We start from the raw sequence: 23,854 nt of genomic DNA on the forward strand, positions 1-23,854 counted from the left end.
AGGGCCGGTCGTCAGAGGTAGAGGCCGGTGCCGTGGTCGGTCTCCTGGGTGGCCACCGCGTGCAGGTCGCGCTCGCGCATCACGAGGTAGACCTTGGCGTGCAGTTCCACCTCGAACTGCTCCTCCGGGTTGAACAGCACCTTGTCGCCCACCTTGACCGCGCGCACATTCGTGCCGACCCCGCAGACCTCGCCCCAGGCCAGCCGGTTGGCCATCTTGACCGTCGCGGGGATGACGATCCCCGAGCCGCTGCGCCGCTCCTCGGCCTCCTGCTCCAACCTGATCATCACGCGGTCGTGCAGCATCTGAATCTCGAACTTGGGCTCTAGCACGCGCCCAGTTTACGAGCAGACACGCGCACGGTCCGCCACCAAGGCCGCACCGAGAGCCGCTACGGCAGCCTGAGCTCCGCGAACACCGGATGGTGGTCGGTGTCGTCGAGCGAGAGCACCTCGAAGTCGAGCACCGCCATCCGCGAGTCGGCCAGCACGTGATCGATGCTCACCCCGGGCGGTTGCGAGCCGAACTGCGGCCAGGTCGCCCGGAAGCCGAGCCCCATCACGTCCGCCGCGTCCCGGTAACCGGAGGCCAGCAGGTCGCGCATCGGCAGGTGGTCGAGGGTGGCGTTGAAGTCGCCCGCCAGCACCCGCAGCGCCTTCCCGCCGCCCCGGGGCAGCGCCCTGAGACCGGCCTCCCAGCACGGCAGCGACCTGGTGCGCTTGGGCGCGCACGGATGCACCGAGACGATCTCGATGCGTTCCCCGCCGGGATGCGACAACCATGCCCTGGCCTGCCCGAACACACCTTCCTTGATCAGCCCGCCGTCCTTGAGCGGATGCCGCGCGTACACGGCGGACCCGCCCACCCCGTTCGCCGGCCTGGTGACGGCGTGCCGCAGCGCGCGGCGCAGCCCTGCCTTCTCCAGCCGCTCCATGGCCGCCGGGGTGAACTCCTGCAGCGTCAGCACGTCCGGCTTCAGCCGGGTGACCAGCGCCATCAGCTCCGCCGTGTCGGCCCGGCCGACCAGCAGGTTGGCCGCGAGCACCCGCAGCACCGGCCCGTCCGCGTCGGGGTTGCCGTCGGCGAGCGCGCGGGGCAGCAGGACGGGCGTCATCGCCAGCACCGTCACGAGCGCGACCGTGCCGGCCGCCCACTGCCGCAGCGCGCAGGCCAGCACCAGGCCGGCCGCCGCCGCGCCCGCCGCGTACGGCGTATAGGACACCACCGGCACCCACGGCCAGTCAGGCTCGAACCCGCTCAGCCGCACCACGGCCCACAGGGCGAAGGGAACCACCACGATCCAGCTCATCCATGTCCGCACGCCCATGTATCGCCACAAACCAGAGCCAGGGTTCATGAGAAGGTGTGCTCCATGCACGACGTGGAAGCCCGCGTCCTGGACGCCATCGACGCGCCAGGGACCGTCAACCTGCTGGCCGAGGCCGTGAAAGTGCCCAGCGTCACCGGCACGGACGCCGAGTCGGAGCTGCAGCACCGCTTCGCCCGCCTGCTCACCGAGGCCGGCATGGACGTGGACGTCTGGAAGCTCGACCTCGCCGACCTGACCACCCGCCCCGGCTTCCCCGGCACCGAGGCCCCCAGGACCGAGGGGTACGGCGTCGCGGCCGTCACCCCCGGCGGCGAGGGCCCACCGGCATTGGCGCTGCAGGGTCACGTGGACGTCGTGCCGACCGGTGACCTGGCCAAATGGGCGGGCAGCGACCCGTTCGCCGCCCGGATCGCCGGCGACGTCCTGTACGGCAGGGGCGCCTGCGACATGAAGGCGGGGCTCGTCGCGAACCTGGCGGTGGCGCGCGCCATCGCCGCGGCCGGGGTCAGCCTGGCCAGGCCGCTGGCCGTGCACTGCGTGATCAGCGAGGAGGACGGCGGGCTCGGCGCGTTCGCCACCCTGGCCAGGGGTCACACGGCCGAGGCCGCGGTCATCAGCGAGCCCACCAGCGGCGCGGTCATGACGGCCAACGCGGGCGCGCTGACGTTCCGGCTGGAGATCGCCGGACGCGCCGCCCACGGCGCCACCCGCTATGAGGGGGTCAGCGCCATCGAGGCGTTCTGGCCGGTGTTCGAGGCGATCAGGCGGCTGGAGGCCGAACGCAACAGGGACGTGCCCGGGATCTACGCGGGCAACACGATGCCGTACCCGATCGAGGTCGGCACCGTGCGCGCGGGCGACTGGGCCAGCACCGTGCCGGACCTGCTGGTCGCCGAGGGGCGGCTCGGGGTGCGGCTGGATGAGGAACCGGCGGCGGCGCGGGCGGCGTTCGAGGAGGCCGTGGCCGGGGTCGCGGATCCGTGGCTGCGGGCCAACCCGCCGGTGGTGACCTGGCCGGGCGGGCAGTTCGCCAGCGGCCGGCTGCCCGCCGGGCACGAACTGCTCGACCAGGTCGGCAGGGCGGTCGCGGACACCACAGGGTGCCGCCCCGCCGAGACGGCCGCGCCGTACGGGAGCGACCTGCGGCTGTACGCGGCGGGCGGCATCCCGACCCTGCACTACGGCCCCGGAGACGTGCGGTTCGCGCACGCCCCCAGGGAGCAGGTCGAGCTGAGAGAGCTCCTCGACGTCACACGGGTACTGGCACTGCTCGCTGTACGCCGCTGCGCAGCACTCTGACCAGAGCGGCTGGGCTCAGCAGCGCCGCCGGCGGATCGTAGAGGTTGCTCACCCGCAGGAAGCGCCGGGTCAGCTCGGGGTCGTGCACGGCGGCGGCGTGGAAACGGTCGAGGTAGGCGGCGGCCATCCGCATCCTCGGCGTCAGCCCGCCGCCCAAGCCGGGCATCCGCAGGTCGCCGGAGACCGTGATCTCCCAGGGGATGTCCGTGATCTGGGTGATCCGCCGGAAGTAGCCGCGCGCGCTCAGGTCCGGGTCCAGCAGCGCCCTGGCGTGCATGGCGGCCACCGACATGCCCTGGCCGTACAGGGGGTTGAACGAGCAGACCGCGTCCCCGGTGACCAGCAGGCCCTCGGGGAAGCGGGACAGCCGCTCGTAACGCCGCCGTACGGCCGACGGGGTGCGGTAGGCGCGCGGCTCCCCGGCCGGGTTCGCGGCCGTGATCAGGTGGTGCAGGTCGGGCGCCGGGAGGGTGGCGGCGTAGGCGGCGAAGCCGGCCCGGTCGAGGGGCGGGTCCTCGCCGTAACCGGCCAGGGTGACGATCCAGCGCTCGTCCTCCAGGGCCAGCGCCACCCCGGCGCGCGGGGCCTGGGGGGTGGCGCCGATGACGACGGCCAGGTCGCCGGCCAGGTGGTCGGAGCGGCGGCGCAGCTCGTACGTGCCGTACCGCACGTCGATCCCCACCTGCTCCTCCTGCGGCGGACGGAAGCCCAGCTCGCCCAGCCACTGCGGGGTGCGCGAGCCCCGGCCCGAGGCGTCCACGACGAGGTCGGCGGGGATCAGCTCGCCGCCGGAGAGCCGCACCCCCATGACGCGGCCGTCACGGGACGGCGGGCCGGTGACGGGCCGTTCGGACAACACCCGCACCCCCGTGACCCGGCCCTCGCGGGACAGCAGGCCGGTGACGAGCCGTTCGGACAACACCCGCACGCCGGGCAGCGCGCTCACCCGGCGCCGTACCTGGCCTTCGAGCAGCGGCCGGCCGACGAACAGCCCGGTCAGGCCGCTGTGCCCGCGCGCCAGCCGCCGGCCCGAGTGAATGTGGCGGGCCTGATCCTGCAGATCGCCCCTGATCGCCCCCTGGGCGACGAGCTCGGCCGCGATGCCGGGCAGCAGCCCGTCGATGACCTCGTGGCCGGTGGCGAGCAAGCCGTGCGCGTGGCGGCTCTGCCCGGCGCCCCTGCGGTGGGCGTCGACCGCGGGCAGCCTGTCCCGGTCGAGCACCGTGACCCGGGCGAACCGCCGGTGCAGGGCCGCCGCGGACAACAACCCCGACATGCTCGCGCCGATGACGACGGCGTGGTCCATGAACATCCCCCCTGATGAAGGCGCTTCAGAGCATTCGACAGAGGGTCACCCGCGGATGCGCCCGGTTCCACGTCCTTTGGCACACCCACGGCGGGGATGTCAGGCGGAGACGCGGCGGCGGGCCTCGGGAACGATGAGGGGGGTGCCGGACTGCGGGTCCTGGATGATCTCGCAGCGCAGGTCGAACACCTCGCGCACCAGCTCGGGCGTGACGATCTTCGTGGGGTCGCCCTCCGATACGATCGCCCCGTCCCGCATCACGATCAGGTGAGTGGCGTACCGGCACGCCTGGTTCAGGTCGTGCAGCACCGCCACCATGGTCCGCCCCTCCTCATGCAGCTCGGCGCACAGGTCCAGCACCTCGATCTGATGGGAGATGTCCAGGAACGTGGTCGGCTCGTCCAGCAGCAGGATCGGCGTCTCCTGCGCCAGCGCCATGGCCAGCCACACCCGCTGCCGCTGCCCGCCCGACAACTCGTCCACGATCCGGTCGGCCAGCTCCGCCACGTCGGTGGCCTTCATGGCCTCCGAGACCGCCGCCTCGTCGGCCTTGGACCACTGCCGCATGAGCTTCTGGTGCGGGTACCGGCCGCGCGCCACCAGGTCGGCCACGGTGATCCCGTCGGGCACGATCGAGCTCTGCGGCAGCAGCCCGAGCCGCCGCGCCACCTCCTTCGACGGCAGCGAGGTGATCACGCTGCCGTCCAGGTGCACGGCGCCCGTCTTCGGCTTGAGCATCCTGGCCAGCGCCCGCAGCAGGGTGGACTTGCCGCAGGCGTTCGGCCCGATGATGACGGTGAAGGACTCGTCGGGGATCACCACGTCCAGGTCCGTGGCCACGACGCGCTGGTCGTAGGCGAGGGTGAGGCCGGTGCCGGACAGACGGGAAGAGGGGGCTGCCATCAGTGGCGGTCCTTTCGCAGGAGCAGGACGAGATATGTACCGCCGATGGCGGCGGTGAGCACGCCGACGGGTAGCTGGGTGGGGGCGAGCAGCCGCTGCGCCGCCAGGTCGGCGGCGGTCAGCAGCACGGCGCCCATGAGGGCGGAGGAGGCCAGGGCCACGCCGGGGGAGCGGGTGAGCCGCCGGGCGAGTTGCGGCGCGGCCATCGCGACGAAGACGACGGGCCCGGCGGCGGCCGTGGCCACCCCGGTCAGCAGCACGCCGGCGGTGATGGCCGTCGCGCGGACCAGTTCGACCCTGATGCCCATGGCCTTGGCCGCGTCGTCGCCCATCTCGATCATCCGCATCGGCCGCGCGATCCAGACACACAGCGGCAGCAGCACGAGCAGCGCCAGCGCGACGGGCTGGGCGTGCTCCCAGCCGCGCCCGCCGAGGCTGCCGGTGAGCCAGGCCCCTGCGGTGGCCGCGTCGTTGATGTTGGCCCGCGTCAGCAGGTAGGAGTTGACCGCCAGCAGCAGCGCGTTGGCCCCGATGCCGACCAGGACCAGCCGGTAGCCCTGCACGCCGCGCCGGTAGGCCAGCACGTACACCAGCACGGCGGTCACCACGCACCCGGCCAGCGCGCCGCCGGCGATCATCATGGCCGAGCCGCCCGTGACGACGGCGACGATGCCGCCCGTGGAGGCGCCGGCGGTGAAGCCGATGAAGTCGGGGCTGCCCAGGGGGTTCCTGGTCAGGCTCTGGAAGATGGCGCCGCCCACCCCGAACGCGGCGCCGACCAGCAGACCGGTCACCACGCGCGGCGCGCGCAACTTACCGACGATCAGCTCGGCGACCGGCGTGCCCTGGCCGAAGATCGCGCCGACGATGTCGGGCACGGGCACGGTGAACTCGCCCGTGGACAATGCCGCCACGGTCACCAGGAAGCCCGCCATGAGCAGGAGCAGGCCGACGAGCAGGGCGCGCGGCGCGAGCCGCAGGGACCAGGTGCCGACGCGCACGTTCACAGCGCCGCCACCCGCCTGCGCCTGGCCAGCACGATGAAGATCGGCGCGCCGATCACCGCCCACACGATCCCCACCTGCACCTCGCCGGGCCGCGCGATGAGCCGCCCCACCACGTCGGCCCCGAGCAGCAGCGCCGGCGCGGCCAGCGCCGAGTACGGCAGCACCCACCGCTGGTCGGGTCCCACCAGGGCGCGCACGGCGTGCGGCACGATCAGCCCGACGAACACCAGCGGTCCCGCCGCCGCGGTGGCCGCGCCGCACAGCAGCGTCACGGCCACACCCGTGAGGATCCTGGTACGGTTCACCGCCACGCCCAGCGCCTTGCCCGTGTCCTCGCCCAGCGCCAGCAGGTTGAGCGGCCTGGACAGCAGCAGCCCGAGCACCAGCCCCGCGGCCATGAACGGCGCCAGCCGCACCAGCGTGTCGGCCGTCTGCCCGGCCAGCGAGCCGGTCAGCCAGAACCGCATGCGGTCGAAGGTCTGGGAGTCCATGCGCAGGATGGCCGAGGAGATGGCGGTGCAGACCATGCCGAAGGCGACTCCGGCCAGGGCCAGGCGTACCGGGCTGGAGCCGGAGCGGCCGGAGGAGGCCAGCGCGTACACGATGACGGAGGACAGTGCGGCCCCGCCGAAGGCGAACCACACGTACACGGTGGGGTCGGTGAGCCCGAGCAGGGCGATCGCGAGCGTGACGCCGAGCGCGGCGCCCTGGTTGATGCCCAGCAGCCCGGGGTCGGCCAGCGGGTTGCGGGTCAGGCTCTGCATGAGCGCGCCCGCCAGTCCCAGGGTCGCGCCCACGCCGAGCCCGAGCAGGGTGCGCGGGACGCGCAGTTCGCGGATGACGGTGTGGTCGTTGGAGCCGTCCGGTGCCAGGAACGCGTCGATCACCGTGCCGAACGACACGCCGCGCGCGCCCAGCGCCACGCTCGCCATGGCGACCAGCGCCAGCACCGCGACCGTGACGACCAGCCCGGCGACCAGCACCGGCGGGCGGCCCCCGGCCGTGCGATCGTCCCCGTGCCGCGGCGCCTGGGGTCCGGCCGGGGTGGTGCCCGCGGCCGTCTCCTCAGCAGGGCGCACCCGACCCCCTTTCCTGGCAAGTCAAACTTAGGCAAGGCTAATCTAATGGTCCAACAAGAGCGAAAGCCTATCCATAGGGAGATGGACATGTCAGGACCGCTCATCGCACGCAGCGGCTTCCTGGCGAGCGCTGCGGGACTTGCCGCGGTCAAGGCAGGCCGGCTCTACCCGTGCAGCACCGAGGCCCCCTACAGCTACCAGGGCTACGCCGCGTTCCTGGAGGGCCTGGTGGCGAACCTGAAGAAGGCCAAGCCCCTTCAGTAGGCGCCCCGCACTTCGACGATCTCGGCGAGCGGGAACTCCAGGTAGTCGCCGGCCTCCTCGCACCAGGCGTCCAGCGCGCCGCCCTTCAGCTCGCCATGACTGATCGTCGCGGTCAGCCCGCCGGTCAGCGTGATCCCGGCCCGCACACCCCGGTCGACCACGAACCCGAGCAACGACTGCTGCGCCGTCGGCAGCCGGGTCGCCATCCTGCCGATGATCGCCCACGTGCGCCCGTTCTTGACGTCGTCCAACCGGCCGGCGGCCATCAGGCGCCGGGCGTGCTCGTACGGGTCGGGCGCCGGCTCCAGCAACATGTGGGCGGGCGCCTGCAACTCCGAGACGCCGGGGAAGTCCGCCAGCTCGGCCACCTGCCCGCCGGGCAGCAGGATGAGCTTGCCGTTGACGGGCTCCTCGGCCCTGGCCCGGTGGATGGTGATCTCGCCGGCGCCGGTACCACTGTCCGCGACGGGCACGGGGGAGTAGCCCACCTCGCGCAGCGCCGCCAGCGTACGATCGGCCGGCACCCCGCTCACCAGCACCGTGGGGGCCAGCAGCCGCAGGCCCAGCCGCCCCAGCCGGCGGTGCGCGGCGATCTCGGCCAGCAGCGTCGGGTCGGCGGCCTGCACCACGCAGCCGACCGTGGAGACGGTGACCTCGCCGTGCCTGCGGGCGGTGTCGCGGATCAGGTATTCCAGCGGCTGCGGGATGGTGCCCACCGCCGCCAGCTCGTCGAGCAGTTCGTCGGCCTCGTGGCCCGCGTCGAGCGCCCGCCGCACGCTCGGCGTGGTGAAGCGCCACACCGAGGCCGCGCCCCGCGACTCGCGGTCGGCGACCCGGTCGAGCAGCGCCGCCAGCTCCGCCGACGGCGGCCCCGTGACGACCGCGGTCAGGTCGGGGCCGAACAGCGCGCTCCTGCGCACGCTGGCCAGCGCCCGGGTGGCCGCCTCCGCCAGGACCGGGTCGTGCTCGACCATGGGCACGGCGTCGTCGCTCTCGTCGCCCGGCTTGGCGGTGAGCCCGGCCAGCGCCCGGCCGAGGTCGGTCAGCGCGTTGTTGGCCAGCAGCCCGAGCAGCCCGGCCTCGTCCAGCACCGCGGGCGCGCACTCGTGCAGCCGCGCCACGTCGATCAGCGGCGCGTGCCAGCGGACGCTGCGCAGCAGGCTGTCGCGGTCGGCGAAGGCGGTGCCCGCGGGCAGGTGGGCCAGCACCGACAGCACGGACCTGCGTACCTCGGCCACCGTGTTGCCGCCGGGCTCGTCGCCGAGCACTGTGCCGTACTTGCCGTCGGTCTTGAGCAGCGACGAGCGCTCCATCCGCCACCACGCCGCCAGCAGCACCCGCAGCCGCGCGGAGCCCTCGTCGAGCCGCCACCGGTCGAACCGGTCGGTGGGGATCATGCCGCCGGACGGCTCGTCCCAGGCCAGCAGCCTGGCCACCGCGCACACCTCCAGCAGCAGCCGCGTCTCGTCCTCGTCGCAGCCCGTCTCCTTGGCCAGCCTGCGCACCTCGCGCACGCCCACGCCGCCCGTCTTGAGCAGCGGCAGCGGCGTCTTGGACGCGTTGTCCAGCAGGGCCGCGCAGCGCTCGACCACGTGCGGCGCGGCCAGCGTCATGAGGTGGTCGACCTCCTCGGGGTCGACCGGGATCGCGGCCACCTCGGGCGCCACGGGCAGGTAGGGCGGGATGTAGCCGGGGCCACGCAGGCAGAGCGCCACCTCGCGGGGGATCTCCGCCCGGTGCCAGCTCGGCCGGAAGAGCAGGCCGTGGTCGGCGCACCACTTCTCCGGCGTGCCGGGGGAGACGAACCTGCCGCCGTCCACGGCGAGCGCGGGGCCGTCCCAGGCGAAGCGGTCCAGCAGCGGGACGGTGCCCTGGGGCGCGCCGCGCATCAGCGTCTTGAGGCGTTCGGCGTCGCCGAGCGTGTCGATGACGCGGGAGATCGTGTGGCGCTTGTTGCCCTGCGCGGGCAGGCCGAGCCCGCGGGCGAGCGCGTGCAGCGCGTCGTTGCTGATCGACCAGGAGTTGAGATAGTGCTCCAGCGGCTCACCCAGGCTGAGCGGCGCGGCCCAGTAGCGGGCGACGCCCTCCGCGAGCCGGATCGTCCCGTCGTCGCCCGGCCAGGCCAGCGCGTGATCGTAGAGCTGCTCGACCCAGGGGATGACCTCCTCCTGGCCCATGCCGAGGAAGCGTGCGAGCGTCTCGGGGGTGGGGCGGGTCATGGCCAGCGCCGCCTCGGCGAGTTGCAGGCAGGGCAGCGCCAGGCCGCGCAGGGTCTCCATCACGGCGAAGCCGTTGCCGAGCCGCTGGGCCAGGGTGTCGAGCCGCCTGGGCCAGGGCGCGGCGATGGCGTCGGGCCTGTTGGCCAGGATGCGCCCAAGCCTGTCTTCATCCAGTGTTCGCAGCCAGCCGAGCAGGTGATCTTCCATCTGTCAGCACTCTCATGGGGTCGCGCGCGGGACTCACCGTGAGCCATGAGCATCCACGGTAATGCAGATCACCCCCGGTCAGGAGAGGACTGCCCAGACGATCTTTCCGTGAGGCGCGAGTGCGGACCAGCCCCAGCGGAGGCTGAGCGATTCGACGATGTGGAGTCCGAGGCCGCCGGTGTCGAGGGGGCCAGGGTATCGCAGCACCGGGACCGAGGACCCGGGATCGGTGAAGGCGCTCGTGACCAGCGGGCCACGGCGTACGAGGGACATGTGCACCGAGTGCTGGCGCGCCGGGTCGTCCAGGCACAGGCCGTGCCGCAGCGCGTTGGTGGCCAGCTCGGAGACCACCAGCTCCATGTTGTCGGCGAGTTCTTCGCCGAGCCCCCAGCCGCTCAGCGCTCCCGCCGTGAAGCTGCGGGCCGAATGGACGGAGGAGGCGGCGGGCGGGAGCACGAACGTGGCGCTCGCCGACGGGCCGGGGACCAGCAGATCGCGGGCCGCCTCCGGCCACCAGCCGACGGGGGGCCACCAGTCGAACGTGGTCCACTGGCCCTGTGCCGTGGTGGATTGCACGTGATCATTGTGCCGCGAACTCTCGTGCAGGTGCAAGAGCGAATGCACGTGCAGACAACTCGTGCACACGCTACGGTTGCCCTCAAAAGGTCAATAAGGGGGAAAGGGGATCTTGTCCGCGGCCCATGATCTTTCGGCCGCGAAGTGTCAGACTATAGGTGCATACTCCGCTACCTGCGGTGGACAGCCACAAAAGCGACAAACCGTAGGTGCACACTCCGCTACGTGCGGTGGTTGGCCGCCGAGAACGGTGCGGCACACCGCGTTGCAAGGCACGACCTTGCAGGAAAATGACCAAGGAGCAGCACGTGTCGATTGATCCGCCCGGTTCCGGTTCGACCGTCCGCCGTATCATGCTGGGGGCCAGTCTCAGGCGCCTGCGCGAGGCCAGCGGGCTCGACCGGGCACAGGCCGGATTTCACATCCGGGCGTCCGAGTCCAAGATCAGCCGCATGGAGCTCGGCCGCGTCGGCTTCAAGACACGTGACGTGGAAGACCTGCTCACCTTGTATGGCGTCGTCGACGATGCCGAACGCCGTGCCCTGCTGGAAATGGTGCGCGAGGCCAACACCCCCGGGTGGTGGCACAAGTACTCGGCCGAGCTGCCGTCGTGGTTCACCACGTACGTCGGCCTGGAGGAGGCCGCAAGCGTGATCCGTACCTATGAGGTGCAGTTCGTGCCCGGCCTGCTGCAGACGGCCTCGTATGCGCGTTCGGTCTTCCAGCTTGGCAATCCCGATGCGAGTCCGGACAGAATAGAACGGCGCGTGCATATGCGCATGCAGCGCCAGGAGCGCTTCACCCAGAAAGACGGACCCCGCCTGTGGGCCGTCATCGACGAGGCGGCGCTCAAACGGACCATCGGCGGGCGGGAGGTCATGTCCGAGCAGCTCCAGCATCTGCTGGAAGTCGCTGCCCTTCCCAACATCACCATCCAGGTGATGCCCTTCAGGTTCGGCAAGCACGCCGCTGAAGGGGGCGCGTTCAGCATCTTGCGGTTTCCCGAGTCCGACTTGTCGGACGTTGTCTACGTCGAGCAGCTCTGGGGTGCCCTGTACCTGGACAAGCGTGAGGACATCGATCCGTACCTCACGGCCATGGAGCAATTGTGCGTGGAGAGCACCACGCCAGGGGGCACAGTCGAGCTCATCGGCGGTCTTCTCAGAAAGATGTAGATGAACCAGACCTACAACGGCATGCCGGCGGCGGATCTGACCCAGGTCGCCTGGCGTAAGAGCCGCTACAGCAACTCGCAGGGCAACTGCGTCGAACTCGCGCAGCTGCCCGACGGGGGCATCGCGGTGCGCAATTCGCGCTTCCCCGAAGGCCCCGCTCTCATCTATACCCGCGACGAGATCCGGGCCCTGGTGCTCGGGGTTAAGGACGGAGAGTTCGACGGCCTGCTCGTCTAGCCGTTAACAGGGTGTTAACCTCCGGCGCGCCCGCTTAACGGGGGCGCGCCGGAGGCGTAACCGTCCTGCCTCGACCCGCGGCGAGGATTGCGGTCATGCTCGACCAGATGACCCTGTATCCGATCGCCGACGACGTGTTGTTCGCGCCGGGCGGCAAGGTCGTGATCCGCACCTATGGCGTGGCGCCGGCCACCTCGGGCGCCTCCGTCTCCTATCGCACGTGGGTGACCGGCCTGCGTGACCAGCCCCGCTACTGGCACTGGGGTCACTTCGAGGACGCCGCCTCCGGGCACCGCAGGGTCCTGGAGTGGCTCACCGGGCGGGGGCCGCAGCCTTCCCAAGCGCTGTCCTGATCGCTATCCTCAGGCCAAGCAACCGCTTGGTAGAGGAGGCGTGGTGCGGCGCGCGATCCACCTGATCGAGGAGGTCGACTTCCGGCCGATGAACTCCAGGCGGCCGCTGGAGTACCTCACCTGGCTGACCCGCTACAAGCGCGAGGACGAGACCCGCGACGCTCCCGCGCTCACCTCGGGAACGTCCATCAGATCCCGCGAGATCGACCTCGTGGGCGCCTTCTACGCGGTCGGCATCACCGGCCATCCGCAGTTCAAGGCCGTCACGCTGTGGGACTGCCACGGCGGGTGGGACGGCGGCTGGCGCCAGATGATGGAGATCTACCAGGGCGTGGACGAGCGCCTGTTCCTGTCCGACATCGACGACCTGCGCTTCTCCGCCTTCTCCCGGCCGCTCGGCGCCGCTCCCGGCTGCCCGCCGTTGTCACAGGCACCCGCCGCTGAGCTCTACCTCTTCGAGAGCGCCCGCGTACGGCCCGGCGCCGCGCTCGACTACCTGCACGCCGTGCGCACCGAACGCGCCCCGATGCTCGCCGAGCACGGCCACACCCTCGTCGGCCTGTACGAGGTGCTGTTCTGCGACACCGAGGCGGTCACCGTCTGGGCCGTCTCCCTCGACGACCACCTGGCCACCCAGCGCGCCCGCGACGCCGCCCTGGGCCTCGACGATGAAGTACAGCCTGATCCCCGGCTGCTCGACTGGGGAAAACGCGCCCGCGACTACCTAGAAGGCCGCTGGCGTGAGACGCTTCTGGCACCGTTCCCCGGTTGCCGCCTGGCACCTGAGTGCCCGCCGGGTTAGCGTCGGCTGCGGAGGTGGCCATGACGGACTCATACCTCTATAACGGGCAGAGCCCAGACGACCACGTCGCCTCGTGTCCCGACTGCAGCGCGGCCATCGCGCTGCTCGACCAGCCGGAGACGGCGACCACGCCGCCGCCCGCGCTGCGTGAGGCCGTGTTGTCCACGGCGCGCCGCCGCCGCAGCCCCGCCCTGGTGAGCGTGGCGTCGGTGGCCGTGCCCTACGCCGAGCAAGTGGCGATCATGGACGACCTGCTCGCGGAGCTGAGCGAGCCGCAGTGGCAGGTCCCGGTCGCCAAGCACGGCACGATCAGGGGCATGGTCGAGCACCTGGCCGCCAACGACGCCGCCGTGGCCGCCTTCATGGGCGTCGGCACCGGCATCTCGGGAGTGCCTTTGCACAGGCGCTGGCGCGAGCAGGCCGGCTCCCTGCTGGAGCGCGTCTCGGCCGGCAACGAGGTGCTGATGGGCGTGGAGGTGGCCCTGGCCGGCGCGCGGCCGGTCCGCGCGCCGCTGCGCCAGGCCCTGATCCAGCGCACGTTCGAGACCTGGACGCACGCCGACGACATCAGGGCCGCCACCGACCGCTCCAGGGCCGCGCCCCGGCCCGAGCACGTGCGCATGATCGCCGAGTTCGGCCTGGCGATGCTCCCGCGCGCGATGAAGGGCCCGCGCCGCGACGTCTCGGCCACAGTGGTGCTGACCGGCCCCGGCGGCGGCACCTGGACGATCCCTCTCTCACCCACCTCCGACCACGTCGCCGTGCTCATCTCGGCCGACGCGGTGGACTTCTGCCGGCTGCTGGCCAACCGCTGGCAGCTCGGCTGCTTCCCGTACGCCGCCGAGGGCGATCCCGCCCTCGCCCGCGACCTGATCGCCGCCGCCGCGACGCTGGGATGCGACTGATGAGCGACATGGACCTGTGCGCGCGGCTGACCGCCGGCGACCTCGACGCACTGGCCGACGCCTACGACGCGCACGGCTCGTACGTGTACGGCGTCGCCGTCAAGGTCACCGGAAACCAGTCCAACGCCGAGGAGGTCACCCAGAACGTGTTCGTCGCCCTCTGGGAGCATCCCCTCTCCTACGACCCCGGCCTCGGCTCGTTACGCGGCTGGCTGGTGAGCCGGGCCCTGCACGAGTCGGCCCTGCGCTCCAAGGTCTGATCCGCCTTTTCAGTGGGCCGGGCCTGGTCGGTGGGCCGGGCCTGGTCAGTGGACCGGGGCGTTCCAGGTCAGGAGCACCGGCTCGGCGTGCTCGAAGCCCAGCCGCGAATAGGTGCCCGTGTCCAGCCGCAGCAGCCGGCCCTCCTCGGGCGCCAGCCCCAGCCAGCGGGCGGCCAGCACGCGCAGGAAGTGCCCGTGCGCCACCAGCACCACCCGCCCCTCCGCGCGCCGGGCCCGCTCGATCACCCGGTCGGCGCGCACGGCCACCTCGGCGGCGCTCTCGCCGGGATGCGCGGCGTCGCCGGGGATCACGCCGTCACGCCACAGGTACCATCCGGGCCGCGTCCGCCGGATCTCCGGCGTGGTGATGCCCTCATAGCCGCCGTAGTCCCACTCCCACAGGTCGTCGTCCACCTCGTAACCGCTCAGCCCGGCCAGCTCCGCCGTGCGCCGGGCGCGCTGGGCGGGGGAGACCAGCACCAGCTCGAACGGCTCCTTGACCAGCGGCGCCAGCGCCCTGGCCTGTTCCTCGCCGTGCTCCGTCAAAGGCAGGTCGGTACGCCCTGTGTGCCTGCCCGCCTTGCTCCATTCGGTCTCACCGTGCCGGAGCAGCAGCATGTCGTTCATGCCTCCCATCATCCGGCACGGCCGATCACCACCCGCCGTCAGGTGGCCAGGTCCTCGGCCACGGCCTCGAAGGCGGGCAGGTCGCGCTCGTGATGCACCACGAAATACGACATGTCATGCTCGTCTCGCCAGTAGCGGAGTTTGTCGGCCATGTCGTACCAGGTGCCGAGCAGCACCTGCGGCGTCTCGTCCAGCGCGGCGCTGTCGGCCGCGCTCCACGGCTCCTCCGCCTTCCGCTCGCCCACCTGCAGCACGCTGGTGCCGAGTTCGAGCCGCGCGTACCGCTCCCCGGCGGCCTCCCGTATGGCCGCGAGCTTGTCCAGCAGCGCCGGCAGGCCGCCGTCGAGGGGATCGGGCCCGCTGCCGTCGGGCCGTACCCGCGTCCCGATGTTGACCACGTTCGCCCGCTCGGCCGCCAGCCGTAACATCCGGGCTCCGCCCGCGCCGATCACCAGGGGCGGCCGGGGCTTCTGCACGGGTTTGGGCTGCTGGTCCAGCCCGGTGATCTGGTAGTGCCGGCCATCGAAGCTGAACGGCCCCTGGCCCCAGAGCCCGTCGAGCACGTCCAGCGCCTCCCGCAGCCGCTCGATCCGCACTCCCGGCGGGTCCAGCGTGAGCCCGGCGCCGGTGTAGTCGTCCGCCATCCAGCCGGTGCCGATGCCGACCTCCAGCCGCCCGCCGGACAGCAGGTCGAGCGTGGCCAGCTCCTTGGCCAGCACGGCCGGATGCCGGAAGTCGTTGGCCAGGACCATCGTGCCGACGCGCAGCCTGCTGGTGGCGCAGGCGGCGGCGGTCAGCGCGGCGATGGGCGCCAGCCGGGAGCCGACCAGGTGGTCGGGCACGAGCAGCACGTCGAACCCCGACCCCTCCAGCCGCCTGGCCTTCGCGGCCCACGCCTTGGCCGACCCCGCCTCCCGCACCACCGCACCGAACCTGAACCGCCGCATGCCAGCCTCCAACCAAGTGCTTGCTCAGAATGGTAGTGGCCGCCCGTGTCCCCGCACCCGGAAACGGGGACTTACCAAGCGCTTGCTTTAGATGCGAGACTGTGGGGCATGGAGATCCCGGTGCGTCAAACCACCGACGACGAGGCGGCCTTCTTCGCCGGGCACGGCTGGGTGCGGCTGGGCCGGCTGGTGCCGCCGGACGTCGCCGCCGGGCTGCGCGAGCGGGCCATGGGTTTCCTCGGCGAGCGGTCCAAGAGCCACGAGACGCTGGTCGACCAGGCGTTCGGGCAGTCCAGGGACATCGCGGCGAGCGATGAGGCGTTCGGCGCGCTGGCCATGAGCCCCGTGATGGGGCGCAACGCCGTACGGCTGCTGCGCGGGGTGCGGGCCGTGCGCGTGCAGGTGACCAACCTGCTGGTCAAGGAGGCCGGCGAGCACGGCGCCACCGAGTTCCACCAGGACTTCCCCTGGATGCCGATGGACCGCTCGGCCATGCTCACGCTCTGGCTGGCGCTGGCCGACGTACCCGCCGACATGGGCTCGCTGCGCTTCTACGACGGCTCGCACCGGTACGGCGTGCTCGGCCGCAGCTTCACCCGGCCGGGCGACGACCAGCTCAGCCAGCACCCGTGGCTCAAGGAGCTGGAGTTGTCGCCGCCGCTCGACCTCAAGGCCGGGGACGCGACCGTGCACCACGCCCTGACCGTGCACGGAGCGCCCGCCAACCGGCGCGACAGCCCGCGCCTGTCCTTCACCGTCACCTACTTCGACGCCGACGCCCTCTACACCGGCCTGCCGTACGGCCAGACCGACGGGCTCGGGCTGCAAGTGAACCGGCCCTTCGAGCACGAGAGGTTCCCGTGCCTGAAACCGTGATGGGCCCGGTCGCCGGGCTCGGGGCGACGCTCATGCACGAGCACGTCTTCGGGCTGAGCCCGGAGATCCTGTGGAACTGGCCGGACATCCCCGAGGAGTGGGACCTGGAGACGCGGGCGCGCGAGGCGGCGGGCAAACTCGACGCGCTCAAGGCCGCGGGCGTCGACACGATCGTGGACCTCACCGTGGTGGGCCTGGGCAGGTACGTGCCGGCCGTGCGGCGGGTGGCCGAGCTGACCAGCGTGAACATCGTGGCCGCCACCGGGCTCTACACCTACGACGCGCTGCCGCCGTACTTCGCCAACCGGGGCCCCGGATCGTTGTTCGGCGGGCCCGACCGGCTGGCCGAGTTCTTCGTCCGCGACCTCACCGAGGGCATCGGGCGCACCGGCGTCAAGGCGGCCATGCTGAAGTGCGCCTCCGACCACCTGGGCCTGACCAAGGGCTGCGAGCGGGTGTTCAGGGCGGTCGCCGAGGCCCATCTGGCGACCGGTGCGCCGATCACGACGCACTCCCACAGCGCCTCCAGGGGCGGCCTGGACCAGCAGAAACTGCTCGCCTCGCTCGGCGTGGACCTGGGCCGGGTGGTCATCGGGCACGCCGGCGACTCCACCGACCTGGCCTACCTGGAAGAACTCCTCGCGAACGGCTCGTACCTGGGCATGGACCGCTTCGGCATCGAGACGATCAGCCCGTTCGAGGACCGGGTGGCGGTCGTGGCGGCGCTCTGCGAGCGCGGGCACGCCGGGCGCATGGTGCTGGGCCACGACTCCTACTGCTTCAACGACCGCTTCGACGCCGACGTCGTACGCCGGCGCCACCCCAACTACCACCTCCTGCACATCTCCCGCGACGTGCTGCCCGCGCTGCGCGCCCGGGGCGTCACGCGGGAGCAGATCGACCAGATGCTCGTCGGCAACCCGCGGAGGATCTTCGCATGATCGAGGACTTCGACGTCGGCTCGGACTGGCACGTGGCCGCCCCCTACGAGTTCCTGGCCAGGCTGCGCAGGGAGGCGCCGGTGTTCTGGAGCGAGCACCTCGGCGCGTACGTGCTGACCCGCCACGCCGACGTGCGGGCCGCGTACGGCGACCCCCGGCGCTTCTCCTCCAGGGGCTCGCTGACGATCTCGCGCAGCCTGACGGGCGAGACGAAGGAGAAGCTGGGCGAGCACGGCTCGTTCCTGTCCAGCTTCGTGGCCAACGTGGACCCGCCCGACCACACGCGCCTGCGCCGCTCGGTGTCCCGGGCGTTCACGCCGCGTGCGGTGGCCGCGCTGGAGCAGGAGTTCAGGCGGCTGAACGAGGACCTGCTCGACCGGCTGATCCCGCGCGGCCGGGCCGACTTCGTCGCCGACATCGGCCACGAGCCGTCGATCAAGCTGACCGCCCGCTTCATCGGCGTGCCCGAGGCCGACGAGGCGTTCGTGCAGTCGCACGTCAAGGACTGGTTCCAGCTCTTCCTCTCGCCGCAGCCGCCCGACCGCCAGCTCGAACTCGCCGACAGCTTCCTGACCTATCTCGACTACGTGGACCGCCTGGTGGCCGAGCGCGCCAAGCAGCCCCGGGACGACTTCACCTCCCTGATGACCTCGCTGATCGGCGACGAGCTGACCCACAGGGAGGTGGTGGAGCTGATCTCCACGATCCTGCTCGGCGGCAACGACACCGTGCCCAACCAGCTCGGCACCACCGTGCTGCGGCTGCTGCGGGAGGGCTGCTGGCCGGTGCCAACCGCGCGGATCGCGAACGCCTGCGAGGAGTGCATGCGCATCGACGGGTCGGCGCTGGGCTCCTTCCGGTACGCCGCCACCGACGTCACCCTGCACGGCGTGACGATCCCGGCGGGGTCGCTCGTCCTGCTGTCCATCGACTCGGCCGCCCACGACGAGAGCGTCTTCCCCGACCCGGAACGGTTCGTGATCGACCGGCCGAACGCCGCCGAGCACATGGTCTTCGGCTACGGCATCCACTTCTGCGTCGGGGCCGCGCTCGGCCGGCTGCAACTGCGTACCGCGCTGGAGGTGCTCGGCCGGCGGCTGCCGGGACTGCGGCTCGCACCGGGACGGACGGCCGCCTACCGCAAGTCGATCGTGGGCCGCGGCCTGACGTCCCTGCCGGTCGAATGGTGAGCGGCCCGTTCGATCCGGCCGGTCGAATGGAAAGCCGCCGGTTTGACGGGCGGGTGGCGCTGGTGACCGGCGCCGGCTCGGGCATCGGCGCGGCCTGCGCGGCCCGGCTGGCCGCCGAGGGCGCCTTCGTCGGCGTGCTCGACGTGCGCACGGCGGGCGCGCGGGCCACCGCCGCCGCCATCCATGCCCAGGGCGGCACCGCGATGGTGCTGACCTGCGACGTCTCCGACGAGAAGCAGGTGCAGGAGGCGGTCGCGACGCTTGTGGAATCCTTCGGCCGGGTGGACGTTCTGCACTCCAACGCCGCCGTGCTCGACCCCGCCGTGTACGGGCGGGACCGCGAGCTGGAGACGCTCGACGTGGCCGTATGGGACCGCACCATGGAGGTCAACCTGCGCGGCGCCATGCTCATGGTCAAGCACACCATGCCCGTCATGCCCGACGGCGGCGCCGTCGTCCTCACGTCGTCGGTGTCCGCGCTGGTGGGGGACGCGGCGCACGCCGCGTACGGGGCCTCGAAGGCGGCGCTGATCGGCTTCACCCGGTACGTGGCCACGATGTACGGCTCGCGCGGGATCCGCTGCAACGCGGTCGCGCCCGCCCTCGTCCTCACAGAGGCGGCCCAGCGTGCCATGACGCCCGCGCAACTCGCCGACAAGGCGGCCGAGCGGCTGCTGCCGTGGGCGTGCTCGGTGCAGGACGTCGCCAACCTGGTGGCCTTCCTGGCCTGCGACGAGTCCCGCTGCCTGACGGGCCAGACCCTGGTGATCGACTCGGGAACCCTCGCGCACCGGCCCCAGCACGCGGTTGAGCGGTGGCGCTCGCGGCCGTAGGTTGCACGGGTGGATGATCGAAACGAGCCGGTGGCGGTGGGACTGGTCGGAGCGGGGCCGTGGGCGCGGATGGCGCACGCGCCGATGCTGGCCCGGGGGCCGCACACGCGGCTGGCCGGGGTGTGGGCACGCAGGCCGGAGGCCGCCGCCGAGCTGGGCGCGCCGGTGTTCGCGACCGCCGAGGAACTGTTCGAGCACTGTGAGGCCGTGGCGTTCTGCGTGCCGCCCGCCGTCCAGGCCGAGTACGCCGTACGCGCCGCCCGCGCGGGCAAGGCGCTGCTGCTGGAGAAGCCGCTCGCCGACACCCTGGCCAACGCCGAGCGGCTGGCCGGGGCCGTCGCCGAGGCGGGCGTGGCCTCCCAGATGGTGCTCACGCTCAGGTACGCCCCCCAGGCCCGCGCGTTCCTCGCCCGCTGCGCCGAGATCGAACCGTTCGGCGGCCACGCCGTGAACGTCTCCGGCACCCTGCTCGGCGACCACCCCTTCGCCACCCCATGGCGGCGCGCGCACGGCGCGCTGCTCGACGTCGGCCCGCACGTGATCGACATCCTGGACGCCGCCCTGGGCCGTGTCACCGGCGTACGCGCGCACGGCGACCCGCTCGGCTGGACGGGCCTGCTGCTCGAACACGAGGGCGGCGCCGTCAGCGAGGTGTCCCTGTGCATGACCGCCGCCGGCGACGTGCCCCCGCCCGTGATCGCCGTGTACGGCCGCGCGGGCGGCGTCGTGCTGCCGCACTTCGACGACGACCCCTTGGAGACGATCGCCGAGGAGTTCGCCGGGACCGTGCGCGAAGGTGGCGGGCACCCGCTGGACGCCGCCCACGGCCTGCGGCTGCAGCGGATCATCGCCGAGGCGCAGGCCCAACTCGCCCCTTGACGCGGGGCGACATCCGGGGCATTGGTAACGTACGTCCGACGCGCAGAGCGCAGCGAAGTCCGGTGCGAGTCCGGCGCTGTCCCGCAACTGTCACAGCCAGGTCGCCTGCCTCCGCGCCGACGTCATCAACCCTCGTGGAAAAGGGTGATCCGTCGCTCCGCAGCGGGTCTCTCGGTTCCGAACAGTGTGAAAGGACTACTCGTGAGGTCCGTACGCACGGCCTTCGCGGGCGCGCTGCTGGGAACGCTCGTCCTGGCCGGTTGTGGTCAGACCGGCACGACAGCCTCCCCGGCCCCCGCCGCGACCACGGCCCCCGCCCCCGCCTCCGGTGGCTTCCCCGTCACCGTGGAGGCCGCCAACGGCAAGGTCACCATCGCCAAGAAGCCGGAGCGCATCGTGTCGCTGTCGGCCACCCACACCGAGACGCTGTTCGCCATCGGGGCCGGCGCCCAGGTCATCGCGGTGGACGAGCGGTCGAACCATCCGGCCGAGGCCCCCAAGACCAACCTGTCCGGCTTCAAGCCGAACGTCGAGGCCATCGTCGCCCACAAGCCCGACCTGGTCGTCGTCTCCGACGACCTCGACAAGGTCGTGGCCGAGCTGGGCAAGGTGAACGTGCCCGTCCTGCTCCAGCCGTCCGCCACCAAGCTCGACGAGGCGTACGAGGAGATCACCGAGCTGGGCGCGGCCACCGGCAACAAGGCCAAGGCGGAGGAGGTCGTCACCGGCATGAGGACGGCCATCGACAAGCTGGCCGCCGAAGCCCCCAAGGGCAAGCTCACCTACTACCACGAGCTGGACACGACGCCGTACGCCGCCACGTCCCAGACGTTCATCGGCCAGATCTACGGCATGTTCGGCCTGACCAACATCGCCGACAAGGCGCCCGACGCCGCCGGCGGCTACCCCAAGCTGTCGGCCGAGTTCGTCGCCCAGGCCGACCCCGACCTGATCTTCCTGGCCGACGTCAAGTGTTGCGAGCAGAGCAAGGACACCCTGGCCAAGCGGCCGGGCTGGAAGAACCTGAGCGCCATCAAGAACGACCGGGTGATCCAGCTCGACGACGACATCGCCTCCCGGTGGGGGCCGCGCGTCGTGGAGCTGGCCGAGACCATCGGCGCGGCGGTCAAGAAGGCGGGCACGAGCTGAAGTGGTGAGGCAGGCCGGTCCCTCCGGAAAAGCTGGGACGGTGACGCGGGCCGGCCCGTCCAGGGCCAGACCCCTGTGGGTGTTGTGCGCCCTGGGCGTGCTGGCCGTCTCCATGATCGCCGGATTGCTCGACGGGGCCGCCGACATCTCGCCGTGGCAGATCGTGCTGCAGGCGGTGGACTGGCTGCCGTTCACGCAGGTTGACTCCGGGCTGGCGCCCGTGGAGCAGGGGCTGCTGTTCGAGCTGCGGCTGCCGCGCGTGCTGGTCGCCGCCGTGGTCGGCGGCCTGCTGGCCATGGCGGGGGCCGGTTACCAGGGCGTCTTCCGCAATCCGCTCGCCGACCCGTACCTGCTCGGGGCCGCGGCCGGGGCCGGCCTGGCGGCCACCGCGGCCATCGTGCTGCTGCCCTCCGTCGCGGGCAGCATCCCCGTGGCCGCCTTCGCCGGGGCCGTGGGCGGCGTGTTCATGGCCTACACGCTGGGCAACACCGCCGGGCGCGACGGCGGCACCGCCACGCTCGTGCTGGCGGGGGTGGCGGTCACCTCGTTCCTGACCGCGATCCAGACGTTCATCCAGCAGTTCAAGGTCGAGGAGCTGCAGCGCATCTACTCGTGGATCCTTGGCGACGTGGGCGGCGGGTGGGACCAGTTCTGGCTGGTCCTGCCGTACGCCGCCGTCTCCTCCGTGCTGCTCCTGCTGCACGGCCGCCTGCTCGACGTGCTGTCCGTCGGCGACGAGGAGGCCACCAGCCTCGGGCTGCGGGCGGCCAGAGTGCGCTTCATGGTGCTGCTGGCCGCGTCCCTGGCCACCGCCGCGGCCGTGGCGGTGAGCGGGCTGATCGGGTTCGTCGGCATCGTCGTCCCGCACATCGTGCGGCGGGTGGCGGGCGGCTCCTACCGCGTCGTGCTGCCGCTCTCGCTGATCGTCGGTGCGGCGTTCCTGGTGCTGGCCGACCTCGTCGCCCGTACGGTGATCGCGCCGGCCGAGCTGCCGATCGGAGTGGTGACCATGTTCGTGGGCGCGCCGTTCTTCGTGATCGTCCTGCGCATGACGAGACGGGCGGCCCTGTGATCAGCGTCAGCGGCCTGTCGGTGCGGCTCGGGGAGCGCGAGGTGCTGACCGGCGTGGACCTCGACGTGCCGCGCGGCGCGTGGACGGCCGTCATCGGGCCGAACGGGGCCGGCAAGTCCACCCTGCTCAAGGCCCTCATGGGGCTCGTCGCGCACCGGGGCGAGATCCTGCTGGGGTCCCGGCCGTCGGGGGCGCTCAAGCCGCGCGAGCGGGCCAGGCTGGTGGCGTACGCGCCGCAGACGCCCGCCCTGCCGCGCGACATGACGGTCTTCGACTACGCGCTGCTGGGGCGTACGCCCTACATTCCCTACCTGGGACGGGAGAGCAGGCACGACCGGCAGGTGACGGAGTCCGTACTCGACCGGCTCGACCTGACCGCGCTGGCCGGACGGCGGGTCGGGGAGCTGTCCGGCGGGGAGCGGCAGCGCGTGGTGCTGGCCAGGGCGCTCACCCAGGAGGCCCCCACGCTGCTGCTGGACGAGCCGACCACCGCGCTGGACCTCGGCCACCAGCAGCAGGTGCTGGAGCTGGTGGACCGGCTGCGGCGCACCGACGGCCTGACCGTCATCACCACCCTGCACGACCTCACCGTCGCCGGCCTGTACGCCGACGCCCTGCTGCTCCTGACCGACGGCCACGCCGCCGCCTCGGGGGAGCCCGCCGAGGTGCTGACCGAGGAACTCGTGGGACGGCACTTCGACGCCCGGGTGAAGATCGAGCCAGGACCCGGCGGGCGGCCCGTCGTGCAGCTGGTCAGGGATGAGACATGAAGCTCACGTATCGGGTGGAGGAGGGCGTCCGGCTCGGGGCGCTGCTGTGGGAGTTCGGGCCCGGCTGGCGGATGATCTCCTCGGCGATGCTCGGCGGCGGGATCGGCGTCCGGGAGTGGGTGCTGAACGCGCAGGTGGTGGCGGGTTATTCGCGGATGGACCCGGTCGATCACCTGACGTCCCTGGGCCCCGGTGCGGGCGCCGGGGTCGGCATGATGACGGCGGCTTCGGTGGATCGTTACGTGCGGGCCTCCGACGGGGGCGTGGAGGCGTACGCGACGGTCGGGCTGCGGGTGCCTACGTGGGCCGCCGCGCCGGAGGGGCACCCGGATCCCGAACTGGCCCCGATCCGGGTCGGCACCATCAACATCGTGGTCGCCGTGCCCGTCGCCATGACGGACGCGGCGCTGGTCAACACGGTGATGACGGTGACGGAGGCGAAGTCGCAGGCGCTGGCCGAGACCGGGTTCGCCGGAACGGGGACGGCTTCGGACGCCTTGTGCGTGGCCGTGCCCGTCACGGGGGAGGAGGAGTTGTTCGGCGGGCCACGGTCGGAGTGGGGGGCCAGGGTGGCGCGGGCCGTGCACACGGCCGTGCGGCGAGGGGCCGAGGCGTGGCGGCCTCGTCACTTAAAGTGAGGAGATTTGG

General features: G+C 72.1%; 27 protein-coding genes. 17 read left to right on the forward strand and 10 right to left on the reverse strand.

The features are described from left to right. Positions 1-11: 11 nt before the first annotated feature. Together AB0I81_RS20885 and AB0I81_RS20890 are read right to left on the reverse strand one after the other, a co-directional pair. A complete protein-coding gene (locus AB0I81_RS20885) occupies positions 12-332 on the reverse strand; it encodes a co-chaperone GroES (protein ID WP_360658920.1) in 321 nt (106 codons plus the stop codon). Between the two features lie 59 nt (positions 333-391). Beyond that, positions 392-1,309: an endonuclease/exonuclease/phosphatase family protein gene (locus tag AB0I81_RS20890; protein WP_360658922.1), complete on the reverse strand. Its 918-nt coding sequence runs from the start codon at positions 1,307-1,309 to the stop codon at positions 392-394. Positions 1,310-1,372: 63 nt separating this feature from the next. Here AB0I81_RS20890 and AB0I81_RS20895 point away from each other — a divergent pair, with 63 nt between their 5' ends. Continuing rightward, the gene (locus tag AB0I81_RS20895; RefSeq protein WP_360658924.1) at positions 1,373-2,629 is read left to right on the forward strand and encodes an ArgE/DapE family deacylase; all 1,257 of its coding nucleotides are present in this window, start codon (positions 1,373-1,375) and stop codon (positions 2,627-2,629) included. On the opposite strand, the gene AB0I81_RS20900 is transcribed toward AB0I81_RS20895, so the two are convergent. The 4 genes from AB0I81_RS20900 to AB0I81_RS20915 all read right to left on the reverse strand — a co-directional run bounded on the left by AB0I81_RS20900 (position 2,580) and on the right by AB0I81_RS20915 (position 6,924). Then, positions 2,580-3,935, reverse strand: coding sequence for an NAD(P)-binding protein (locus AB0I81_RS20900; protein ID WP_360658926.1), 1,356 nt, complete (start codon positions 3,933-3,935; stop codon positions 2,580-2,582). The two genes, AB0I81_RS20895 and AB0I81_RS20900, sit on opposite strands and share 50 nt — an antisense overlap. Before the next feature lie 99 nt (positions 3,936-4,034). Next, entirely contained in the window at positions 4,035-4,838 is an 804-nt protein-coding gene (locus AB0I81_RS20905) for an ABC transporter ATP-binding protein (RefSeq protein ID WP_360658927.1), read from the reverse strand. After that, positions 4,838-5,845: an iron chelate uptake ABC transporter family permease subunit gene (locus AB0I81_RS20910; RefSeq protein WP_360658929.1), complete on the reverse strand. Its 1,008-nt coding sequence runs from the start codon at positions 5,843-5,845 to the stop codon at positions 4,838-4,840. The genes AB0I81_RS20905 and AB0I81_RS20910 overlap by 1 nt, the downstream gene beginning before the upstream one ends. Beyond that, the gene (locus AB0I81_RS20915; protein ID WP_360658931.1) at positions 5,842-6,924 is read right to left on the reverse strand and encodes an iron ABC transporter permease; all 1,083 of its coding nucleotides are present in this window, start codon (positions 6,922-6,924) and stop codon (positions 5,842-5,844) included. Before AB0I81_RS20915 ends, AB0I81_RS20910 begins: the two co-directional genes overlap by 4 nt. 87 nt (positions 6,925-7,011) lie before the next feature. Between AB0I81_RS20915 and AB0I81_RS20920 the strand changes: the two genes are divergently transcribed. After that, on the forward strand, positions 7,012-7,188 hold the full coding sequence (locus tag AB0I81_RS20920) for a hypothetical protein (RefSeq protein WP_360658933.1): 177 nt from the start codon (positions 7,012-7,014) through the stop codon (positions 7,186-7,188). Here AB0I81_RS20920 and AB0I81_RS20925 read toward each other — a convergent pair. Further along, positions 7,182-9,614: a helicase-associated domain-containing protein gene (locus AB0I81_RS20925; RefSeq protein ID WP_360658935.1), complete on the reverse strand. Its 2,433-nt coding sequence runs from the start codon at positions 9,612-9,614 to the stop codon at positions 7,182-7,184. The genes AB0I81_RS20920 and AB0I81_RS20925 overlap by 7 nt on opposite strands. Positions 9,615-9,692: 78 nt before the next feature. Continuing rightward, positions 9,693-10,190 carry an ATP-binding protein gene (locus AB0I81_RS20930; protein ID WP_360658937.1) on the reverse strand — a complete coding sequence of 166 codons (498 nt, stop codon included), beginning with the start codon at positions 10,188-10,190 and terminating at the stop codon, positions 9,693-9,695. Positions 10,191-10,543: 353 nt separating this feature from the next. Between AB0I81_RS20930 and AB0I81_RS20935 the strand changes: the two genes are divergently transcribed. The 6 genes from AB0I81_RS20935 (at position 10,544) to AB0I81_RS20960 (ending at position 13,922) form a co-directional block, all read left to right on the forward strand. Then, positions 10,544-11,365 carry a helix-turn-helix transcriptional regulator gene (locus AB0I81_RS20935; protein ID WP_360659788.1) on the forward strand — a complete coding sequence of 274 codons (822 nt, stop codon included), beginning with the start codon at positions 10,544-10,546 and terminating at the stop codon, positions 11,363-11,365. Beyond that, the gene (locus AB0I81_RS20940) at positions 11,366-11,602 is read left to right on the forward strand and encodes a DUF397 domain-containing protein (RefSeq protein ID WP_103957865.1); all 237 of its coding nucleotides are present in this window, start codon (positions 11,366-11,368) and stop codon (positions 11,600-11,602) included. Positions 11,603-11,697: 95 nt separating this feature from the next. Next, a complete protein-coding gene (locus tag AB0I81_RS20945) occupies positions 11,698-11,955 on the forward strand; it encodes a hypothetical protein (protein WP_360658939.1) in 258 nt (85 codons plus the stop codon). Positions 11,956-11,998: 43 nt separating this feature from the next. Continuing rightward, positions 11,999-12,757 carry a hypothetical protein gene (locus AB0I81_RS20950; RefSeq protein ID WP_360658941.1) on the forward strand — a complete coding sequence of 253 codons (759 nt, stop codon included), beginning with the start codon at positions 11,999-12,001 and terminating at the stop codon, positions 12,755-12,757. Between the two features lie 20 nt (positions 12,758-12,777). Next, on the forward strand, positions 12,778-13,662 hold the full coding sequence (locus AB0I81_RS20955; protein WP_360658943.1) for a maleylpyruvate isomerase family mycothiol-dependent enzyme: 885 nt from the start codon (positions 12,778-12,780) through the stop codon (positions 13,660-13,662). Next, positions 13,662-13,922 (forward strand): sigma factor, encoded by a 261-nt coding sequence (locus AB0I81_RS20960; RefSeq protein ID WP_360658945.1) that lies wholly within the window; start codon positions 13,662-13,664, stop codon positions 13,920-13,922. The genes AB0I81_RS20955 and AB0I81_RS20960 overlap by 1 nt, the downstream gene beginning before the upstream one ends. Positions 13,923-13,967: 45 nt before the next feature. On the opposite strand, the gene AB0I81_RS20965 is transcribed toward AB0I81_RS20960, so the two are convergent. Then, positions 13,968-14,549 carry a histidine phosphatase family protein gene (locus AB0I81_RS20965; RefSeq protein ID WP_360658947.1) on the reverse strand — a complete coding sequence of 194 codons (582 nt, stop codon included), beginning with the start codon at positions 14,547-14,549 and terminating at the stop codon, positions 13,968-13,970. A 38-nt stretch (positions 14,550-14,587) separates the two neighbouring features. Then, positions 14,588-15,496: a TIGR03621 family F420-dependent LLM class oxidoreductase gene (locus tag AB0I81_RS20970; RefSeq protein WP_360658949.1), complete on the reverse strand. Its 909-nt coding sequence runs from the start codon at positions 15,494-15,496 to the stop codon at positions 14,588-14,590. Between the two features lie 120 nt (positions 15,497-15,616). Between AB0I81_RS20970 and AB0I81_RS20975 the strand changes: the two genes are divergently transcribed. From AB0I81_RS20975 to AB0I81_RS21015, 9 genes are all read left to right on the forward strand, one after another. Beyond that, positions 15,617-16,372: a phytanoyl-CoA dioxygenase family protein gene (locus AB0I81_RS20975; RefSeq protein ID WP_360658951.1), complete on the forward strand. Its 756-nt coding sequence runs from the start codon at positions 15,617-15,619 to the stop codon at positions 16,370-16,372. After that, on the forward strand, positions 16,357-17,313 hold the full coding sequence (locus tag AB0I81_RS20980) for a phosphotriesterase-related protein (protein ID WP_360658953.1): 957 nt from the start codon (positions 16,357-16,359) through the stop codon (positions 17,311-17,313). The genes AB0I81_RS20975 and AB0I81_RS20980 overlap by 16 nt, the downstream gene beginning before the upstream one ends. Then, complete coding sequence (locus AB0I81_RS20985; protein ID WP_360658955.1) at positions 17,310-18,503, forward strand: cytochrome P450; 1,194 nt, start codon at positions 17,310-17,312, stop codon at positions 18,501-18,503. The genes AB0I81_RS20980 and AB0I81_RS20985 overlap by 4 nt, the downstream gene beginning before the upstream one ends. Before the next feature lie 26 nt (positions 18,504-18,529). Then, positions 18,530-19,336 (forward strand): SDR family oxidoreductase, encoded by an 807-nt coding sequence (locus AB0I81_RS20990; protein WP_360658957.1) that lies wholly within the window; start codon positions 18,530-18,532, stop codon positions 19,334-19,336. A gap of 9 nt (positions 19,337-19,345) precedes the next feature. Next, positions 19,346-20,215, forward strand: a complete 870-nt coding sequence (locus AB0I81_RS20995) for a Gfo/Idh/MocA family oxidoreductase (protein ID WP_360658959.1) — start codon at positions 19,346-19,348, stop codon at positions 20,213-20,215. 201 nt (positions 20,216-20,416) lie between these two features. Next, positions 20,417-21,364: an ABC transporter substrate-binding protein gene (locus AB0I81_RS21000; RefSeq protein ID WP_360658961.1), complete on the forward strand. Its 948-nt coding sequence runs from the start codon at positions 20,417-20,419 to the stop codon at positions 21,362-21,364. A gap of 40 nt (positions 21,365-21,404) precedes the next feature. Continuing rightward, positions 21,405-22,436 (forward strand): iron ABC transporter permease, encoded by a 1,032-nt coding sequence (locus AB0I81_RS21005; RefSeq protein WP_360658963.1) that lies wholly within the window; start codon positions 21,405-21,407, stop codon positions 22,434-22,436. Next, entirely contained in the window at positions 22,433-23,206 is a 774-nt protein-coding gene (locus tag AB0I81_RS21010; RefSeq protein ID WP_360658965.1) for an ABC transporter ATP-binding protein, read from the forward strand. Before AB0I81_RS21005 ends, AB0I81_RS21010 begins: the two co-directional genes overlap by 4 nt. Further along, positions 23,203-23,844, forward strand: coding sequence for an adenosylcobinamide amidohydrolase (locus AB0I81_RS21015; RefSeq protein WP_360658967.1), 642 nt, complete (start codon positions 23,203-23,205; stop codon positions 23,842-23,844). Before AB0I81_RS21010 ends, AB0I81_RS21015 begins: the two co-directional genes overlap by 4 nt. The last annotated feature ends 10 nt before the right edge of the window (positions 23,845-23,854 follow it).

This window comes from Nonomuraea sp. NPDC050404 (assembly GCF_040655495.1).
Lineage (GTDB): Bacteria > Actinomycetota > Actinomycetes > Streptosporangiales > Streptosporangiaceae > Nonomuraea.

What these genes read in the sequence shown, in the direction of transcription:
- AB0I81_RS20985 (WP_360658955.1), top strand. Translation starts at nt 17,310, where the DNA reads ATGATCGAGGACTTCGACGTCGGCTCGGACTGGCACGTGGCCGCCCCC.
- AB0I81_RS20905 (WP_360658927.1), bottom strand. Translation starts at nt 4,838, where the DNA reads ATGGCAGCCCCCTCTTCCCGTCTGTCCGGCACCGGCCTCACCCTCGCC.
- AB0I81_RS20990 (WP_360658957.1), top strand. Translation starts at nt 18,530, where the DNA reads ATGGAAAGCCGCCGGTTTGACGGGCGGGTGGCGCTGGTGACCGGCGCC.
- AB0I81_RS20890 (WP_360658922.1), bottom strand. Translation starts at nt 1,309, where the DNA reads ATGAGCTGGATCGTGGTGGTTCCCTTCGCCCTGTGGGCCGTGGTGCGG.
- AB0I81_RS20945 (WP_360658939.1), top strand. Translation starts at nt 11,698, where the DNA reads ATGCTCGACCAGATGACCCTGTATCCGATCGCCGACGACGTGTTGTTC.
- AB0I81_RS20935 (WP_360659788.1), top strand. Translation starts at nt 10,544, where the DNA reads ATGCTGGGGGCCAGTCTCAGGCGCCTGCGCGAGGCCAGCGGGCTCGAC.
- AB0I81_RS21015 (WP_360658967.1), top strand. Translation starts at nt 23,203, where the DNA reads ATGAAGCTCACGTATCGGGTGGAGGAGGGCGTCCGGCTCGGGGCGCTG.
- AB0I81_RS20900 (WP_360658926.1), bottom strand. Translation starts at nt 3,935, where the DNA reads ATGGACCACGCCGTCGTCATCGGCGCGAGCATGTCGGGGTTGTTGTCC.
- AB0I81_RS20895 (WP_360658924.1), top strand. Translation starts at nt 1,373, where the DNA reads ATGCACGACGTGGAAGCCCGCGTCCTGGACGCCATCGACGCGCCAGGG.
- AB0I81_RS20920 (WP_360658933.1), top strand. Translation starts at nt 7,012, where the DNA reads ATGTCAGGACCGCTCATCGCACGCAGCGGCTTCCTGGCGAGCGCTGCG.
- AB0I81_RS20960 (WP_360658945.1), top strand. Translation starts at nt 13,662, where the DNA reads ATGAGCGACATGGACCTGTGCGCGCGGCTGACCGCCGGCGACCTCGAC.
- AB0I81_RS20955 (WP_360658943.1), top strand. Translation starts at nt 12,778, where the DNA reads ATGACGGACTCATACCTCTATAACGGGCAGAGCCCAGACGACCACGTC.
- AB0I81_RS20925 (WP_360658935.1), bottom strand. Translation starts at nt 9,614, where the DNA reads ATGGAAGATCACCTGCTCGGCTGGCTGCGAACACTGGATGAAGACAGG.
- AB0I81_RS20965 (WP_360658947.1), bottom strand. Translation starts at nt 14,549, where the DNA reads ATGAACGACATGCTGCTGCTCCGGCACGGTGAGACCGAATGGAGCAAG.
- AB0I81_RS20970 (WP_360658949.1), bottom strand. Translation starts at nt 15,496, where the DNA reads ATGCGGCGGTTCAGGTTCGGTGCGGTGGTGCGGGAGGCGGGGTCGGCC.
- AB0I81_RS20940 (WP_103957865.1), top strand. Translation starts at nt 11,366, where the DNA reads ATGAACCAGACCTACAACGGCATGCCGGCGGCGGATCTGACCCAGGTC.